This is a genomic window from Paenibacillus sp. PK3_47, from assembly GCF_023520895.1.
In the GTDB taxonomy this organism is placed as follows: domain Bacteria; phylum Bacillota; class Bacilli; order Paenibacillales; family Paenibacillaceae; genus Paenibacillus_AQ.
Genome location: NZ_CP026029.1, coordinates 4287380 through 4303585, shown reverse-complemented (window position 1 = coordinate 4303585; position 16206 = coordinate 4287380). Strand labels below are relative to the sequence as shown.

The 16206-nt window shown below is 51.3% G+C and carries 10 protein-coding genes; 1 reads left to right on the top strand and 9 read right to left on the bottom strand.

What is annotated here, in order from left to right:
- Positions 1 to 45: 45 nt before the first annotated feature.
- From C2I18_RS19135 to C2I18_RS19110, 6 genes are all read right to left on the bottom strand, one after another.
- Positions 46 to 741 carry a response regulator transcription factor gene (locus C2I18_RS19135; protein WP_249897335.1) on the bottom strand — a complete coding sequence of 232 codons (696 nt, stop codon included), beginning with the start codon at positions 739 to 741 and terminating at the stop codon, positions 46 to 48.
- Complete coding sequence (locus tag C2I18_RS19130; protein WP_249897334.1) at positions 701 to 1669, bottom strand: sensor histidine kinase; 969 nt, start codon at positions 1667 to 1669, stop codon at positions 701 to 703. Before C2I18_RS19130 ends, C2I18_RS19135 begins: the two co-directional genes overlap by 41 nt.
- Before the next feature lie 124 nt (positions 1670 to 1793).
- Positions 1794 to 3425 (bottom strand): type 2 periplasmic-binding domain-containing protein, encoded by a 1632-nt coding sequence (locus C2I18_RS19125; RefSeq protein ID WP_342760308.1) that lies wholly within the window; start codon positions 3423 to 3425, stop codon positions 1794 to 1796.
- Positions 3426 to 3481: 56 nt separating this feature from the next.
- On the bottom strand, positions 3482 to 4378 hold the full coding sequence (locus C2I18_RS19120; protein ID WP_249897333.1) for a carbohydrate ABC transporter permease: 897 nt from the start codon (positions 4376 to 4378) through the stop codon (positions 3482 to 3484).
- Between the two features lie 15 nt (positions 4379 to 4393).
- Positions 4394 to 5350, bottom strand: a complete 957-nt coding sequence (locus tag C2I18_RS19115; protein WP_249897332.1) for an ABC transporter permease — start codon at positions 5348 to 5350, stop codon at positions 4394 to 4396.
- 229 nt (positions 5351 to 5579) lie between these two features.
- The gene (locus C2I18_RS19110; RefSeq protein ID WP_249897331.1) at positions 5580 to 7847 is read right to left on the bottom strand and encodes an AraC family transcriptional regulator; all 2268 of its coding nucleotides are present in this window, start codon (positions 7845 to 7847) and stop codon (positions 5580 to 5582) included.
- A 395-nt stretch (positions 7848 to 8242) separates the two neighbouring features.
- Between C2I18_RS19110 and C2I18_RS19105 the strand changes: the two genes are divergently transcribed.
- Positions 8243 to 9307, top strand: a complete 1065-nt coding sequence (locus tag C2I18_RS19105; RefSeq protein WP_249897330.1) for a Gfo/Idh/MocA family oxidoreductase — start codon at positions 8243 to 8245, stop codon at positions 9305 to 9307.
- 106 nt (positions 9308 to 9413) lie between these two features.
- Here C2I18_RS19105 and C2I18_RS19100 read toward each other — a convergent pair whose 3' ends face one another.
- The 3 genes from C2I18_RS19100 to C2I18_RS19090 all read right to left on the bottom strand — a co-directional run bounded on the left by C2I18_RS19100 (position 9414) and on the right by C2I18_RS19090 (position 16141).
- Positions 9414 to 10169 carry a hypothetical protein gene (locus C2I18_RS19100; protein WP_249897329.1) on the bottom strand — a complete coding sequence of 252 codons (756 nt, stop codon included), beginning with the start codon at positions 10167 to 10169 and terminating at the stop codon, positions 9414 to 9416.
- Positions 10170 to 10399: 230 nt separating this feature from the next.
- Positions 10400 to 12712 (bottom strand): glycoside hydrolase family 2 protein, encoded by a 2313-nt coding sequence (locus C2I18_RS29655; protein WP_275100931.1) that lies wholly within the window; start codon positions 12710 to 12712, stop codon positions 10400 to 10402.
- A gap of 45 nt (positions 12713 to 12757) precedes the next feature.
- The gene (locus tag C2I18_RS19090; RefSeq protein ID WP_249897328.1) at positions 12758 to 16141 is read right to left on the bottom strand and encodes a tetratricopeptide repeat protein; all 3384 of its coding nucleotides are present in this window, start codon (positions 16139 to 16141) and stop codon (positions 12758 to 12760) included.
- Between the last annotated feature and the right edge of the window lie 65 nt (positions 16142 to 16206).

The following is a 16206-nucleotide window of genomic DNA, read 5'->3' as shown; positions in this document are numbered from 1 at the left end:
AACACTAAAATATCGCCAACAAAAGGTTAAGAAATGTCAAAGGGTTCATTTGCTCAGCCTGAAGCCGATGCCCCAGATCGTATCTATGTAGGATTCGCAGTCGTACAGTTTGATTTTGCTGCGGATATTGCTGATGTGCACTGTAATTGTTTTGTCCTCACCCATATACGGCTCCTCCCATGCCAGCTCATAGAGGTCCTGCTTGGTGAACACCCGGGCCGGGTTCTTCAGCAGCAGCTCAACGATTCTGTATTCCTGCCGGGTCAGATTAAGCGCTGTTTCGTGAACTTTGACGCTGTAGTCAGTGCTGTCGAGCAGCAGATTTTTATGCCTGAAGGTCTTGGGCGGCTCGTAACCTGCATTTCTCTGAATATGGACATGAATGCGGGCGATCAGCTCCTCCAGCTCAAAAGGCTTCGTCACATAATCGTCTGCTCCCAATGTGAACAGGTTCAGCTTATCGTCCAGTCCGTCCTTGGCCGAAAGGATAATGACCGGAATCCGGGACATCAGCTCTTTCCTCAGATAGTGCATAAATTGTTCACCGGATAACCCCGGCAGCATCAGATCCAGTACTACAAGGTGATGCTCCTGCTCGCCCAGGCTCAATCTCCCCTCACTGCCCGAATAAGCCTGTGTGCACAGAAATCCTGCGGATGTAAGCCCGTCACGGATAATCCCGTTAATATGTTCATCATCCTCAACGATCAGAATTCTCCTGCCGTTCGTGTAACCGGACATTCGCATCCTCCTTCACCCTTTTCCTGAAGACTGTACTGACACTAAAAGTACCACCTGTACACTCCGCCTCTGTATGCCCGTTCATCTTGTCCATCAGCGCTTTTACAATCGAGAGCCCAAGTCCGGAAGAATGTGCTGTACGTGCCGGATCTTCTTTATAAAAACGGGTAAAGACCTGTTCGATATCTACCCTGCTGCCTGCTTTGAGCGGATTGGTGAAGCGTATACAAAAAGTATCCTGGCTCTCTTCATGAGCAACGGTTAACGGCCCTTCCCCATGTCTGAAATAGTTGCCGATAATATTGGTAAACACCCGTTCTACAGCATGGATATCGCCTTCAACCGGAACGGATGACTCCGGAAGCCACAGCTCAGGTTCATACCCGGTACGGGAAAAATCATCAATGAAGCGGAACAGGTTCTGCTTCAGTACCTCCATAACATCAAGAGACTTCAGCTCCAGGACAAACCCGGGGTTCTGCAGCTTAGTGTACAAGAACAGCCCGTCCACCAGCTTGATAATCTGCTGTATTCTCGACTTGGCCAGTGTTACATACTGGTTCTTATCCTGCAGAATCTCTGCGCGCAGCGCCAATTGCAGATACCCGTCCAGAGAGGTAAGGGGCGTCCTGATGTCATGAGAGAGGCTGGTAATGGTAGCGTTGATCTCTTCATTTTTGCGGATGAACTGCTGATCCACTGCCCGCTGGCGGTTTAACAGTTCATTGCACTCATGGATCAGACTGTCGATTTCCTTCGGCTTCAGCTGGGTTTCGATGAACTTTAAAGAATTATGCTTCATTATAAAAGATAACTGACTGCTGATATGCTTAATCTGGCTCTTATAGTTCAGCAAATAGACGGTTTGGACAATAAGTGCAGCGGCAAGTACCGCCAGAACAATAACGATAAGATCACTTCCTTCCATATAATATGATTATATAACATATACAGCACAAATCCCCGGCAGGCTTCCACTACTTCTGTGGAACAGCCCCCCCGGGGATAGTTCATTCATACAGTTATTCAGTTATGCTAAGTGCTGTTTCGGATTAACGGAAGCTGCCTGCGTCGATGGCTGCCTGCTTCTCGTCGAGGATTTCCTGGTATCCTGCGTTCAGGTAAGTTTCCTTCGCTTCTGCATAAGTTGCGTCAAATTCAGCTTCCGGTGCCAATACAGTCTTCACATACAGTTCCTGGAACAGGGAGTTCAAATCTGTCTTGTACTCGTTGACCTTCTCCAGCACGACAGTGAACATGGCGTCCGGCGTACGGAATTCTGCAGTTTCGTTGTAATACTGTATCATCTGATCTACAAGATCCTCATATCCTGCCGGTGACCAGTTGCGTTTGTTCGCTTTCAGCGTGGTTTCAGCATCCGGATATTGGGCAATTTCAGTTACGAGGGCCCAGTAGTCTTTATTGTTGTTTTGTGCCAGAACAGCTTCGCCAGTGTAATCCGCGTTCTTCACAGCAATACCGTCTGCATCCAGCGTGTAGTTTTCGCCTTCAACACCGTTCTGGAACTTGAACAGGTTCTCCGGCTGGCTCAGCCACTCCAGGTACATCCATACTGCAGCGCGCTCTTGATCCGTAGTTTCATAGTTAATTCCCATGATGAAGCCGAACGGCCAGTAAGCACGCTGCTGCGGCTTGTTCCCTTCCGGAACGAGGGCATATGGAGGCATTACTGCAAACTCAGCATCCGGATTGTTAGCCAGTGTAGCGGCAAAGACGTCCGTATTGTTGGTCATATAGAATCCGAAGTTACCAGTCTTTCCGGCTACGAACTCGGATTTGATTTTGTTTTCATCTGTGCGCAGATAGAACTCTTTGTCTACGAGACCGTTATTGTACTGATAGTTCAGATTGCGCAGGAAGCGTTCTGTATCTGCGGACGGCAGGTCAGCCACGCTGAGATCAGAATACAGGGCACGGTAGTTCTCGTCAACCGGCCATTCACGGAAGGCGTAGTTGAAGTTGAAGTTGTTCGCAAGCAGATTGCCGCCGGTTACCCCGAGGCCTGCTTCCTTCCATTTCACCAGCATCTCATTATATTTCTCCAGAGAAGTCAGATCTTCTACCTTCATGCCAACCTTCTCCACCCAGTCCTTACGGATGATGTTGACGAAGTTATCCGCTTCAGGACGTGCGGCAAAGAAGAAAATGTTCTGGTCGTCCACTGTACCATACTGCTGGATGGTTTCACCCATATTTCCCCAGTAAGTTGGGGCATAATTTTCTATTTCTTCATAGTTAAGCGGCTGCATCACATCTTCACCGTAATACGTAAGCGCTTGAGGCATGTCATAGTGGAAAATAATATCCGGTGCCTTGTGCGACGCCAGCAGCTGCTCATAATCCGTTACTTCACTGCTGCGGGTAATCGGCACATAGTTGACTTCGATATTGTACTTGTCACCGAACTCCGACTGAACCCAGCGCGTATAGTAGTTGTCCGTTACATTCCAGCCCTCGAAAGCGCGTTCATAGACCGGAATATCAATCGTAACTCTTTCCTTGAACCCTTGTGAATAATCTGCAAATTCGCCTTCAGCCAGGTTATTGGCTGGCGCCGTGTTACTTCCGGCACTCTCATTATTATTTCCGGAACATCCGGCCAGCAGGCCGGCCGTCATGGCAGATGCCATCATTAAGGATACAAAACCTTTTTTGTTCATCATAAATCCCCCAATTTGATTTTTTTTGGACTGCATTGCTGCTGCTGCGTAACCTGCGGCTATTCTTTAACGGCCCCCAGCATAACGCCTTGGACAAAGAATTTCTGAACAAATGGATACACGCAGAGAATAGGCAGGGTTGCAAATACAACTACAGATGCTTTAAGCACTTCAGGGTTACTTAACTGCACCGTGGTCGCTTCCAGCTGGAAGCTTTCACTGGCCTGAATAACCAGATAGTACAGTTTCAGCTGCAATGGCCGCAGTTCCGTTTCATGTTTGATGTAGAACAGGGCATCCTGGTAAGCGTTCCAGCGTCCAACCGCATAGAAGAGTGACAAAGTAGCGATAATCGGTTTAGACAGCGGAATGACGATACTCCAGAGAATCCGGAAGTGCCCGGCGCCGTCAATCCGTGCGGATTCTTCCAGGCTGACCGGAATGCTGCTCGTCAGAGAAGTCTTCATAATCAGCAGGTTGAAGGCACTGAAGGAGAGCGGCAGAATCAGCGACCAGATGGTATCCATCAATCCCAGATTGTTAATGTTCATGTAATCCGGGATAATCCCTCCGCTAAAGTACATGGTGAACAGGAAGATGAAGGTGATGACTCTGCGGCCCTTGAACTGGGCTCTGGACAGCGGATAAGCGGCACAGATGGTCAGAATCATTCCCAGAATCGTGAACAATACAGTTACAATGACTGAGATGTACAGGGAACGGAGGATGCTGGCATCCGCAAAAATCTTCTTGTACGCTTCAATGGTAAAGCCCTGCGGCCAGAGAAAGACCTTATTGGCTATGACAAAGGAGTCAGAGCTCAGGGATTTGGACACCACATGGAGGAACGGCAATAAACATACTAGTGAAGCTATAATCAGGGCAATTTTGATCAGCAAATCCCAGATATCTATACGCCCTTTACCTGGTGCGGCAGTGTTGGTTGATGCGCTCATTGGGTTCTCTCCTTTCTAGAGTATTCCGTCTTCGCCGAGTTTCTTGGCAATGCGGTCAGCCGTTATGACCAGAATGATACCGATAACGGACTGGAACAGACCCACCGCTGTCGCCCGGCTGAAGTTACCGGATTCAATCCCCCAACGGTACACCAGAACCGGTATAGTTGTTGTGAACTCTGTAGTCGCTTTATTTTGCAGGGACCAGATCCGCTCGAACGAGCCGTCCATGACTTTACCCAGATTCATGATCAGCAAGGTAACAATGGTTGCACGGATTGATGGAAGTGTAATATTCCACACTTTTCTCCAGCGTCCGGCCCCATCCACCGTTGCCGCTTCATACATTTCCGGGTTAATGCCGCTGATGGCCGCCAGGTAAATGATCGTTCCCCAGCCCATACTCTGCCAGACACCAATCGCCAGATAACTGATCAGCCAGTTCGTGTCCTCCTGCAGGAACGGGATCCGGTTACCGCCCATCAGTTCAATTAAATTGTTGACGACACCCCCGCCTTCGCTAAGCAGCTGATACGCAATGGCCCCGATAATAACCCAGGACAGAAAGTGCGGCAGATACAGCAGGGTCTGGTTAACACGTTTGAACCTTACACTTTTGACTTCATTCAGCATCAGCGCCAGCACGATCGGCATCGTGAAGCTGAATATGAGATCAAGAATGTTGAGCAGCAGCGTGTTGCGGACAGCCCGTCCGAATTCAGGCTTGGAGAAGATCTCCTGGAAGATTTCAAAACCGACCCATTCACTGCCCCAGAAGCCTCTTGCTATCTTATAATCTTTAAAAGCGATTACAAGACCGGCCATCGGGAAGTATTTGAATACGATTACAAAAGCCAGCGGAATCAGTACCAGCAGGTACAGCTGCCAGTCCCGCTTTAAATAGTACGCGAGCCCCTCATTTCTTCTCAGCAGAGCATTTTGATTTGTTTTTGAAGCGTTTGCAACTTTCATAATCTCACCTCCTGCAGCAATTTATCTCTTTGCCGGCACTCATCACCGGCTCGATTTCTATGCTATCGCCATTGGCCTGTTTTGAAAACCATGAGTAATGCTGCTCTCCATCAAAACTGACAGAATCGCGGTTTTAAAGGGCTTTCAGGCAGGGTGATGATCATTTTTAATAGTCTAAAACGTTTTCATTAACACTATATACTGCAGAAAAACGGCCATGAGCCGTCTCCTAGGAGCTCTTGCTCTTGGCCGTTTTATAACTGCTTGGGGGCATCCCCTCATATTTGCGGAAAAACCGGTTGAAGCTCTGTACATTGTAGTAGCCGACCTCTTCGGCAATCTGCTTGATCGTCAGATCGGTATCCAGCAGCAGCTCCTTGGCTTTGTCGATCCGCAGCTGATTCAGATAATCGATCATACTTTTTCCGGTCAGCTCGTATACGATCTTGCGCATATAAGAGTAGCTGATGCCGAATTCGGTGCTCATATCTTTTAATACAATTTCTTCACGGTAATTATCTTTGAGATATTGAATGACCCGTTCCCCGTGATTGGTTTCACTCGTGCTGCGTTCAAGGTTCTGGACAATTTCCCGGTACATTTCATGCAGATACTCCTCCAGCTCATCCAGGGTATCCATCGCCGCCAGCACGCTGTAGATGTCCCCCTTGCCCATAATCATTCTTCCGGTGCTGATGTGATTCTCACGCAGATGCTTGATCGTCGCCCCCATCAGCTGGTGATAGATGAACATAATATTGTCGTAGGATATATTCTCTTCTGCGCGGATCTGACAGCGGATGTTCTGCAGCTCCTTATAAATACCGTCCAGATCGCCGGCATCCAGGAAATTGAGAATCCGCCGCTCGCTGTTTTCGGAATCGATATATTTGCGGTTCTGCTCCTCTTCCTCCTGCCAGTACATAATGCTTCCGGCACCCTTGATCATCCGCTGCTTAATTAATTCCATCGCTTCGAACAGCCGCTCTGCTACAAGCTCCGGCGCATCCGCCACCTCACTTACTCCGATCGTAACCGAATGCGTAAGCAGTTCAAACGACTCGTCACGGATGTTCTCCAGCGCCAGATGGATCCGTTCACAGTTCCGCTCGTCCTCACCTGGCGCAAAATTCATCACGATGACTATACAGCCGTCGTTATGATAGACAGAGTGAGCTTCTATCCCCTCCGGAAACAGACTTTCATACTTTGTATTCAGCAGGTACCGGTGGTAGCTGCGTGTCTCCACATTGGTGTTCCCGACATACACCCGGTACCTGTCGATGGAAACCACAGCAACCCTGTAGCAGGCTTCCGGAAAAACCTCATGAATCCGCGGCGGAATCTCTCCGCGCAGCAGCCGGTGGACAGCAAAGCTCCGGGTGTCCTCCTCGCGCTCCTGCAGCAGCCGGAACAGCCCTTCCTCTTCCTCCTGCATCCGTTTGAACGCCATATCGAGAAAAGCAAGCTCATTCCTGCCCACTACACCGAGATCGTTCTTCGAACGTATGGTCCGGACTAATTGTCTGAGCGGTCTTGACAGCCAGGTTGCCAGAATCACAGCCAGTACCGTTCCAAGTACAATAATAGCCCCGGTCAGCAAAATAATATTCCCCTGCATTTCCCGTGATTTGGTCATCAGCTCATCCATTGAGCTCCAGCTCACATTCCACCATCCCGATAACGCCGAGCGGCTCCAGGCATACACCATGCGATCGCCGTCCAGCTCACGGAATGTATAACCTTCACTTGCCTCCTGATTCAGTATTTCCCGGAGGAACGGCAGCTCAAAGCCGTCGGTGAGCAGCAGTGACTTGTCACTGTACGAAATCACTTTGCCGCCCGAATCCAGAAGCAGGGAGTTCGTGCCGGTGGACTCTGTCGTATGCAGATATTTGCCGATCTGGCTCTCCTCCATATTGACGACGATAATTCCGCTCGTAGTGGAGGACAGACGGTTGAGCGGGTAGACATAAGATATGACGTTAACACCCGAGTCCAGCTTGCGGGGTACCCATACACCGCTGATTCCCCGCTGGTTCTCCAGCGCCTTCGTTGCCCACCCGATCGGTTCATACCGTTCCAGCTTTGTGGTAGCGCTGTCAGTAGAGATTACATAATCTGAATCACTCAGATAAAAGTATGAGGAATACACACCGTCCACACGGCGGTTCAGGTTTATCAGTTCATTCATCACGGACTTGGCCCGGCTGACATTGTTATAGTTAGCATTCACTTCGTCATATGTCTCCAGGCTGCGGATCGGTTCAAAAGCATTGGTGGCAGCCAGACGCGACGTGTCCTGTGCCAGATTGGCAAGTGCGTTCTCATTGAGCTTGCGGTTGGCATTCAGCCCGGCAAGCGCAGATTCCCCGATGGCTGACTCTGAATTCTCTATAATCTGTTCCCCGCTGTACCATGTCAGAATGGCTGTCGGAATAGCCATAATACAGAATAGAATCAGCGCCAGCTGCAGCATCATCGGTATTTTCTTCATTGCATGTCCCCCTATTAACTATGTAAACGCTAACAACATAAACAGAGAAGCCCCGCATGCAACGGGCTTCTCTGCTAATTAACACTTAATTTCTGTAGAGTAACATATTGCACATGTTGTGTAGGTATATGGACTTGTTGTAATGATAACACAAAACACAGTGGCTTGACATTATTAACCTTTACGTCAAAACAACTCCAGCTAAGATTTCACATTAATATTAATATCAGCAGCAGTCCTAAGCGTAGCACAACCCGCGGCAAAATCATATGAGGTATGTGTAGTTAACCTTTATTTTCCGGGCAATAATTGATCTCTTTCTTTCTGATACAATATTTTCATATACAATAGTCATATTAAATAACTATACCAATCCATTATTCGGGGGAGTTGTCATGATGAACAGACCTGTTCGTTTTGGAATTATCGGCAGCGGCTGGCGTGCGGAAATGTATCTGAAGCTGGCCCAGCTGGTTCCGCAGCAGTTTCAGGTGAGCGGAGCTTTGATCCGCAACCGTGCGAAATACGAGGATGTAATCCGCAAATGGAATCTGACTGTATACAGTTCGGCAGAACGCCTTGCGGCTGACAGTGATTTTGTGGTCCTGGCAGTGTCCAAAGCTGCCGCTGCGCCTCTGCTGGCAGAGCTGGCAGCTCTGCAAATCCCTGTGCTGGCCGAAACGCCTGCCGCCGCAAGCCCTGCTGAATATGAATCGCTCCGCTCCAGTATCGCGGGTGCTCACCTGATCCAGATCGCGGAGCAGTACCCGCTGCTGCCCCATCATCAGGCAAGAAGCGCTTATCTTCAGACCGGGAAGCTTGGTCAGGTGGGACATGTTCAAGTCTCTGTTGCCCATGGCTATCACGGAATCAGCCTGATCCGCAAATGGCTGTCGGTGTCTGGAACTGCCTGTGAAATTACCGCCCGCCGGGTAGAGCTGCCCATCATGGACTTTCCCTATAGAGGCCGGGAAGCCGGGGATGTCTTGAAGACAGAGCAGCAGGACATCGCAATTATGGTATTTCCGTCCGGGCAAAGCGCCGTACTGGACTTTACCCGCTCCCAATACTTCTCGCCGCTGCGCAGTAACCGTGTGCTGATCCGAGGCTCACACGGAGAGATCCGTGATCATGAGATTACCCGCCGCTTGGGAACAGCTGAGACGGAATACTTGGATATTAGGCGGATTCAAGGCGGGCAAGAAGGCAGCCTGGACAGCCTCTCCTTGCATGAGTTACGTGCCGGAGAGGAGTGTCTTTTCCGTAATCCGTTTCCTTCTGCCCCTTTGTCAGATGAAGAGATCGGGATGGGACAAGCCCTGCTGAACATGTCCGCTTTTCTCCGTACGGGAATTTCAACTTATTCTTTGGCAGATGCCTTAACGAATGTCAGGCTGGCGTTTGCCATCGACGAAGCGGCCGCATCGGGGCGCACTGTTGTACTGGAGGATGAGATTTAGGCGGCACAGATTCAAGGTTACTTTGACCGCTTATTGTGCACAGAAAGCTTCATCCTGGAATGACCCCAACCGGGGGCAGCAGCCATTCCATATGTGATTGCTTTAATCACAATCTTTGTGGCCGCCTATTTTCGGGGCAGCCGGTTTCCACGGAATCAGAGGTATTTCTGCCTCTGATTTCGCTGCTGCGGCCGGTTTTCTCGGAATCAGAGGTACTTCTGCCTCTGATTTCGCTGCTGCGGCCGGTTTTCCCGGAATCAGAGGTACTTCTGCCTCTGATTCTGCCGTCGCGGCCGGTTTTTCCGGAATCAGAGGTATTTCTGCCTCTGATTTCGCTGTTGCGGCCGGTTTTCCCGGAATCAGAGGTATTTCTGCCTCTGATTCTGCCGTCGCGGCCGGTTTTCCCGGAATCAGAGGTATTTCTGCCTCTGATTTCGCTGTTGCGGCCCATCCTAATGAATTCAACGGGACTTTTCCCGTTGATCTCCCCACCACGTCTGGTTTTCTCGAATTCAACGGGACTTTTCCCGTTGATCTCCCCATCACGTCTGATTTTCTCGAATTCAACGGGACTTTTCCCGTTGATCTCCCCATCACGTCTGATTTTCTCGAATTCAACGGGACTTTTCCCGTTAATCTCCCTTTCACGTCTGATTTTCATGAATTCAACGGGATTTTTCCCGTTGATCTCTCCACCACGTCTGGTTTTCTCGAATTCAACGGGATTTTTCCCGTTGATCTCCCCATCACGTCTGATTTTCTCTAATTCAACGGGACTTTTCCCGTTGATCTCCCCACCACGTCTGGTTTTCTCGAATTCAACGGGACTTTTCCCGTTAATCCCGCTCACTGCCCATTCCACAACGCTTATAGCGCCATACTACCTCTTCTCATCCCCCGCCGCCCCCTTGCTACAAATCTCATACTGTACACGCACGCTCCCACAACCAATCTTAGTTAGTTAAAAATGAAAAGACACATGAGCAAGTTAACCTTACTCATGTGCCTGCAAACTAAATATAAACTACGATGTGTCACATCCTGCTGCAATCAACAGTTACTCTATCGCAATATAATCATCGTCACAAACCTCTAGCCCAGCTCCAACTCCAGCACACTAAATCCGGTAGGCCGGCTGATGGACAGTACAGGAGTACGGTTGACAGTAACAGGAGTACCAGCATTATCAGCACCAACAGCAGCGCCAGCACCAGCACCACTAGCACCACTAGCACCACCACCACCAGCACCATCACCATCAGCACCAGCACCACTAGCACCACCACCACCAGCACCATCACCATCAGCACCAGCACCACTAGCACCACCAGCACCAGCACCAACAGCACCACCAACAACACCACCAACACCACCAACACCAACACCACCAGCACCAGCACCAGCACCAGCACCAGCACCAGCACCAGCACCACCAGCACCACCAGCACCAACACCAGCACCAGCAGCACCAACACCAGCGCCAACACCACCAGCTACAACACCACTAACACCTTCAGCACCACCCGCCGGCAGCTCAACAGCCACCGTCCGCACAGCTCCCGGAGCAAGGTCCGGAATCTCCTGATTGATTACAGCACCGTCTGCCAAAGCAACGGAGAGCGTGTACCCTTTTACCGTGTAGCTCGGGATATCGTCCCGGCATTTCAGCGTGACCTCCAGCCTGCCGTCCGTCCATACCGGTGCTTCTGCCAGCAGGAGCGGCGAGGAGATTTCACGCAGTGCGGCATAGGATGGCTTCGCCTGGTTGTAAATATCCAGGGAGCCATGAACTCTCTGTTTCAGCCTTCCGGCTCCTTCTTCTCCCATCTGCGTGCGGTAATCATTCAGGCTGAAGTGGATCAAAGCTGCAAATTGCGGATAACGGCGGTAAATTTCAGTTTTCTCTCTGAGAATCTCTATTCTTCTGGCGTCTCCGCCTTCAAAAGCAGGTTCACAAAGTCCGTATTCAGCGACAACGAGCGGCTTGCCCGGATGGTCGGCGATAATCTGCCCGATAACCTCTTCCTCATCAAGATCACCGTGCCATGTACCGATGTAGTCATTCCACATCAGCAGGTCCCCGGCACCTGTAGCATCGGTTGCAGGCTGAAGCTGCAGCGTATTACTTACATAGTTCACAAGCCGTGAGGGATCAAGCTGCAGAATCTCTTCCTTCAACTCGTTCATATACTGCATGGTTACCGGGGATTGCCCGTCCAGCTCATTGCCCATGCCCCAGGCAAAAATACACGGATGATGGGAATGGTCCTGAATCATTTCCTTTGCCTGAGTCATAGCCTGCAGGAAAGTGTCCTTCCCCGGCTCCGCCGGCTGCTGCCAATGCGGGATTTCCTCCTGTACCAGGAGGCCGTTCGCATCACACCAGTCCAACAGCTCATTGCCCTGCTGCCAGTGGAAGCGGGTGAACACGCAGTTGGCTTCCTTGAGCCTGACCAGCATCGTTGTCAGATCCTCCAGCCGCTCCGCCATCCCTACCTCCGGATGAGAGCCAGGCATCCACTCCACGCCCATCAGCCGGACCGGTTCCCGGTTCAGCCACAGCTCATGGCCCTTCACTGTAATCTCTCGGAAGCCGAAAGAGCGGATTACCCGGTCCTGAACCCGGTCCCCCGAACGCAGCACAACCTCAAGCTTATATAAATGCGGATGGTCAAAATGCCATAAATCGACCTCAGGCAGCCCGATTTCTGCAAAACTCCAGGATAAGGCACCGCCCGGTATTTCTTCAGTTCCCTGCCAGACCAGGGCATCATTACGGTACACAGCAATGCCTGCATTGACAGGACCGGCCGCCGGTACACAAAGCTTGATGTGTGCTGAAAGCTTACCGCCTGCTTGCCCTCCATCTTCAGCGAAGGTGACCTTGGGCTCCACCCTGATATATTCTACAGCTGTGCTTCCCGTAACAACAAGCGTTACCGGCCGGATCAGTCCCCCGTCATCTGCCCAGTCAAAGCTGTTCGCTACAGGCAGCGCCGTATCACTGTAGCTGTTATCTGCCCGGATCACCAGCCGGTTAACGGCAGCCAGCTGAATATGCGGAGTGATATCCACTTCAAACGGAGTATAGCCCGAATTGTAGTGGCTGCCGGCCTTGACACCATTTACCCAGATATCCGTATCCCGGTAGACACCTTCAAAAGCAAGCTTGAACCGTGAGCCTACCCACTCCTGCGGTATATCCAGCAGCTGTTCATACCAGCCTGCCCCGCGGTATTCCTCTAGTCCCTCCTGCACATTCCAGGTATGGGGAACGGTAACCGTTACCGGAGACGGCAATCCTCCGGTCTGCCACTCCTCCTGTTCGCCCAGGTTGTCAGGATCGGGCTGGAAATTCCAGCCCGCCTCCAATTTTGCAGTATAACGTCCTTCTTCTATACTCAAATGATCCGCATCCTTCCGTCTGTAGGTTGTAAATTCTGCACACCATTACTTCACATCTGTTCCGCACATCCGGCGGTGAATCATCGCCCCCTGATGGTTCGGCTCCATCTTCAGCGCGATTTCCAGCTCTGCAGCCGCTTCCCCGGTACGGCCCAGTCCAAGCAGCCCCAGTCCGCGCATATACCGGCAGTGAATCACATTCCGGCGGTTCAGATCATCTTCAAATACGAGGAAGTCCGGAAGCGACACGGCAAAGTAATCCAGCTTAATCTCATCAAAAATATGCTTTTCCGCATAATCAATCAGTTTGTTGAACCGGCGTCCGGCTTGCCTTTTATCCTGCAGCTTGAGCCAGGCCAGGCCCTGGTAGAAAATCATTTCCGGCGGCTGGTCATTATAGTACATCGCGCTTGTCGGTTCGGTCAGACCCTGGGAAGCAGCCTTGTAGCATTCTGCAGCCTCCTGCTCCTGCTTAAGTCCTTCATACGCTTCGCCCATATAATAGTAGATATTATTTTCCTGGGCGCCTTCCAGCTTGCCTTCACCCAGATTCAGCGGGTAGACGAGCGCCTGCCGGAAGTGATCCACAGCTTCCCCGTAGCGTCCGGCAGCAAGATGCTGCTTGCCCAGCTCGGTGTGGGAGAATTTGTATTGTCCGGTGACTTTGCCTTCCCCGCCTTCCCAAGGATGGAAATTGCGCGAGCTTAAGGCTTCAAGAGCTTCCTCATAGCGTCCCAGATTGTTCAGCAGCGTAACATATTCCACAAAAAGATCATCCCGCTGCTCAACCTGGCTGCGCTTGTCTTCCAGAATATCGAGGCGTTCCTGGGAGGACCAGGCTTGTCTTTTGCGGAGCTGATCCAGTTCAAACAGAATACGGACATCCTCCGGTGAGCAGGCATAAGCCTTCTCCAATGAAGCCATTGCCGCCTGCGGGTCATTCTGTTTATTAAAATAAGCAAGCCCGAGGTTGCGGTGAACCGTCGCAAAATCGTCCTTTAGCTCACGTGAACGTTCCCAGCTGGCGACCGCGTCCTCCGGACGTTTTTTATCATAATAGAAATTGCCAAGATAGTAATGTGCTTTGTCATCTTCCGGTCTCGCCTGAACCGCAGCTTCCAGCAGCTCCAGCTCAAACAGCGTATTGGGGAAGCAATAGGTTGGATCAGCAGACTGTCCGGCACGGCGCTGTTCATCAGCCCGTTCAGCCTGGCCGGTACGTGCATACAGCTCACCCAGGGCATAATGCAGCATCGGATACGCGGAGCCTCCGGCCGGAACAGCCTTTAAGCCAATCTCTATCGCCTCATCCAGCAGTCCGCAGGCCATGTAATCCGCGATCAGATTCAGATAATTGTGCGCATCCCCGCGCATCAGCAGATTGAGCTCTGCGAGAATTCCTTCCACAGCAGCTGCCTGACCCATTGCGGCAAGCACCAGTGCCTGCTCGTTATAAGCGCCGAAGTCCGCAACATCAAGTCCCGCTGTCTCTTTCGCAAACGCCAGTGCCTGATCATATTGGCCGAGCTTACGCAGCATTGCCGTTTTCAAGTTGCGGGCCTTATAATTGCGCGAATTGCGTACGATTGAGCGTTCCGCCAAATCCAATGCTTCCGCATACTCCCCCTTACGGCTGGAAATTTGCGCAAGCGAGAAGTAACCCGCATCCTGCCATTCAGCAGACCATACCGCTTTGTGAAAAGCCGTAAAAGCTTCTTCCAGTCGGTGCTGTCCCAGCAGCGCCACCCCCAGCTGGTAATAAGCTTCACTGTCATACGGATTCGGGTTTCTCCAGGTCAGACGTTTAATGGCAGCGCGGAAATAGAGTTCGCTCTCCTTGTACAAGCCCCGGCGCAGCAGCAGCGTTCCATAAGCCACGTTGAGACGGATATCGCCCCGGTCCCGGCGCAGCCCTTCCAGATAATAATCCTCCGGGGCAAAGGTGGCATGCCGGTACTGCTCCAGATGCAGACCCGCCAGATACAGCTCCTCCGTCGAACGCAGCTCTTGCGGCTCCGCGAGCGGCTCGGCTGCATCCGGAATCTGTTCTATTTCCGGGCGTTTCGGCTGATAGGCAACCAGCAGCCTGCCGTCTGCAGCGCGGACGGTCAGCTTCAGATCATGCTCCTGCTCGCCTGCATCCAGCGAAACCACGGCTTTGAATGCGTCGACAGGGGATAACTGCACTATTTTGGACACATAGGTACGGCCTGCTCCCTTCAGCTCCACCGTAGCCTGCTCCAGCAGCGACGTGGCGTACACCTGAATGACAGCTTCATGTGCTCCGGCATCCACCTCGAGGTTAACGGCAGCTTCGATGGAAGCATTTTTGACCACACCGATGTTCTTATAAGGCATGAAATATTGCGTAAACGTCTTCTCCTCGTAAGGCTGCAGCCAGGTGAAGTCAGGCTGATTGTCGGTGTACACACCGGTCATCAGCTCAATATACGGGCCGTCTTCATCCGTTAACTGCCGGTCCCAGGCCTGTCCGAACTCCCCGTTCCCCCAGGTCCACTGCTTTTTGCCCGGCGAGATATGGTGATTGGCTACATGCAGCAGTCCCGCCTGAACGCTGTGGTCGTACCCGCCGACGAAATTATAGTCTGATTTGTAAGCCATATAAGAGGTTGGAACCGGGATGTTCTTGTAGCGGGAAATATCTACGCCTTCCGAATAATCCTGTTTGTAATACGTTCCGGTAGCGATAGGAAACCGTGATACATCACGTTTGCCATGGTCGAACACAGCCGTTACATCAGGAGGAAATACGGATTGCGTATGGTCATTGACGGCTACCGCAGGATTCGCCCACCACAGGAATGTCTGCGGCTCCGCTGTCCGGTTATACAGTTGGGCGTTAATCTCCAGATAGGCTTTGCCGGGATACAATTTGAAGCCTGCGGTCACCTTGGTGCCGTACATCCGGTCAATTTCGCTGACCCACACCGTAGCACTTCCATCCTCAGACTGTTCATACCGGTATTCGACCGGTCCAAAGGTGTTGGGACGGTGATGCTGCGGCCAGTTGAACTCAATCCCGCCGGAAATCCACGGTCCTGCCAGACCCACCAGCGCCGGCTTGATAACCCGGTTATAGTAGACAAAATCGTAGTTGTTCGTTTTGTCCAGCGCCCGGTAGATTCTTCCGCCGATTTCCGGCATGATTTCGATCCGTACATAATCATTTTCCAGAATGACAAGCTTATAATTTTTATCGGCCTTTACATCCGAGATGGACTCAATAACGGGATGGGGGTAGACCCGGCCGGTGCTTCCCTGATAGACTCTTTTTTCTAAAAACATCGGATTGGGGTCCGGTGCCCCCGCCTCATACGTGGGAATCAGCACGCTCGTCTCCCATACCTGCACTTTGCCGGCTGCCGCAGCCTGATCTCCCGGCTGTTGATTTAATGTGTGTGGATTCATCTTATCCATAGCCTCCCTTGCCTTGATAGTTATACTTTAACTTCCGGCGGAGGCGGTTCCAATTG

Coding starts and splice junctions, on each gene's coding strand:
- C2I18_RS19135 (WP_249897335.1), bottom strand. CDS start 741: ATGTCCGGTTACACGAACGGCAGGAGAATTCTGATCGTTGAGGATGAT.
- C2I18_RS19130 (WP_249897334.1), bottom strand. CDS start 1,669: ATGGAAGGAAGTGATCTTATCGTTATTGTTCTGGCGGTACTTGCCGCT.
- C2I18_RS19125 (WP_342760308.1), bottom strand. CDS start 3,425: ATGATGAACAAAAAAGGTTTTGTATCCTTAATGATGGCATCTGCCATG.
- C2I18_RS19120 (WP_249897333.1), bottom strand. CDS start 4,378: ATGAGCGCATCAACCAACACTGCCGCACCAGGTAAAGGGCGTATAGAT.
- C2I18_RS19115 (WP_249897332.1), bottom strand. CDS start 5,350: ATGAAAGTTGCAAACGCTTCAAAAACAAATCAAAATGCTCTGCTGAGA.
- C2I18_RS19110 (WP_249897331.1), bottom strand. CDS start 7,847: ATGAAGAAAATACCGATGATGCTGCAGCTGGCGCTGATTCTATTCTGT.
- C2I18_RS19105 (WP_249897330.1), top strand. CDS start 8,243: ATGATGAACAGACCTGTTCGTTTTGGAATTATCGGCAGCGGCTGGCGT.
- C2I18_RS19090 (WP_249897328.1), bottom strand. CDS start 16,141: ATGAATCCACACACATTAAATCAACAGCCGGGAGATCAGGCTGCGGCA.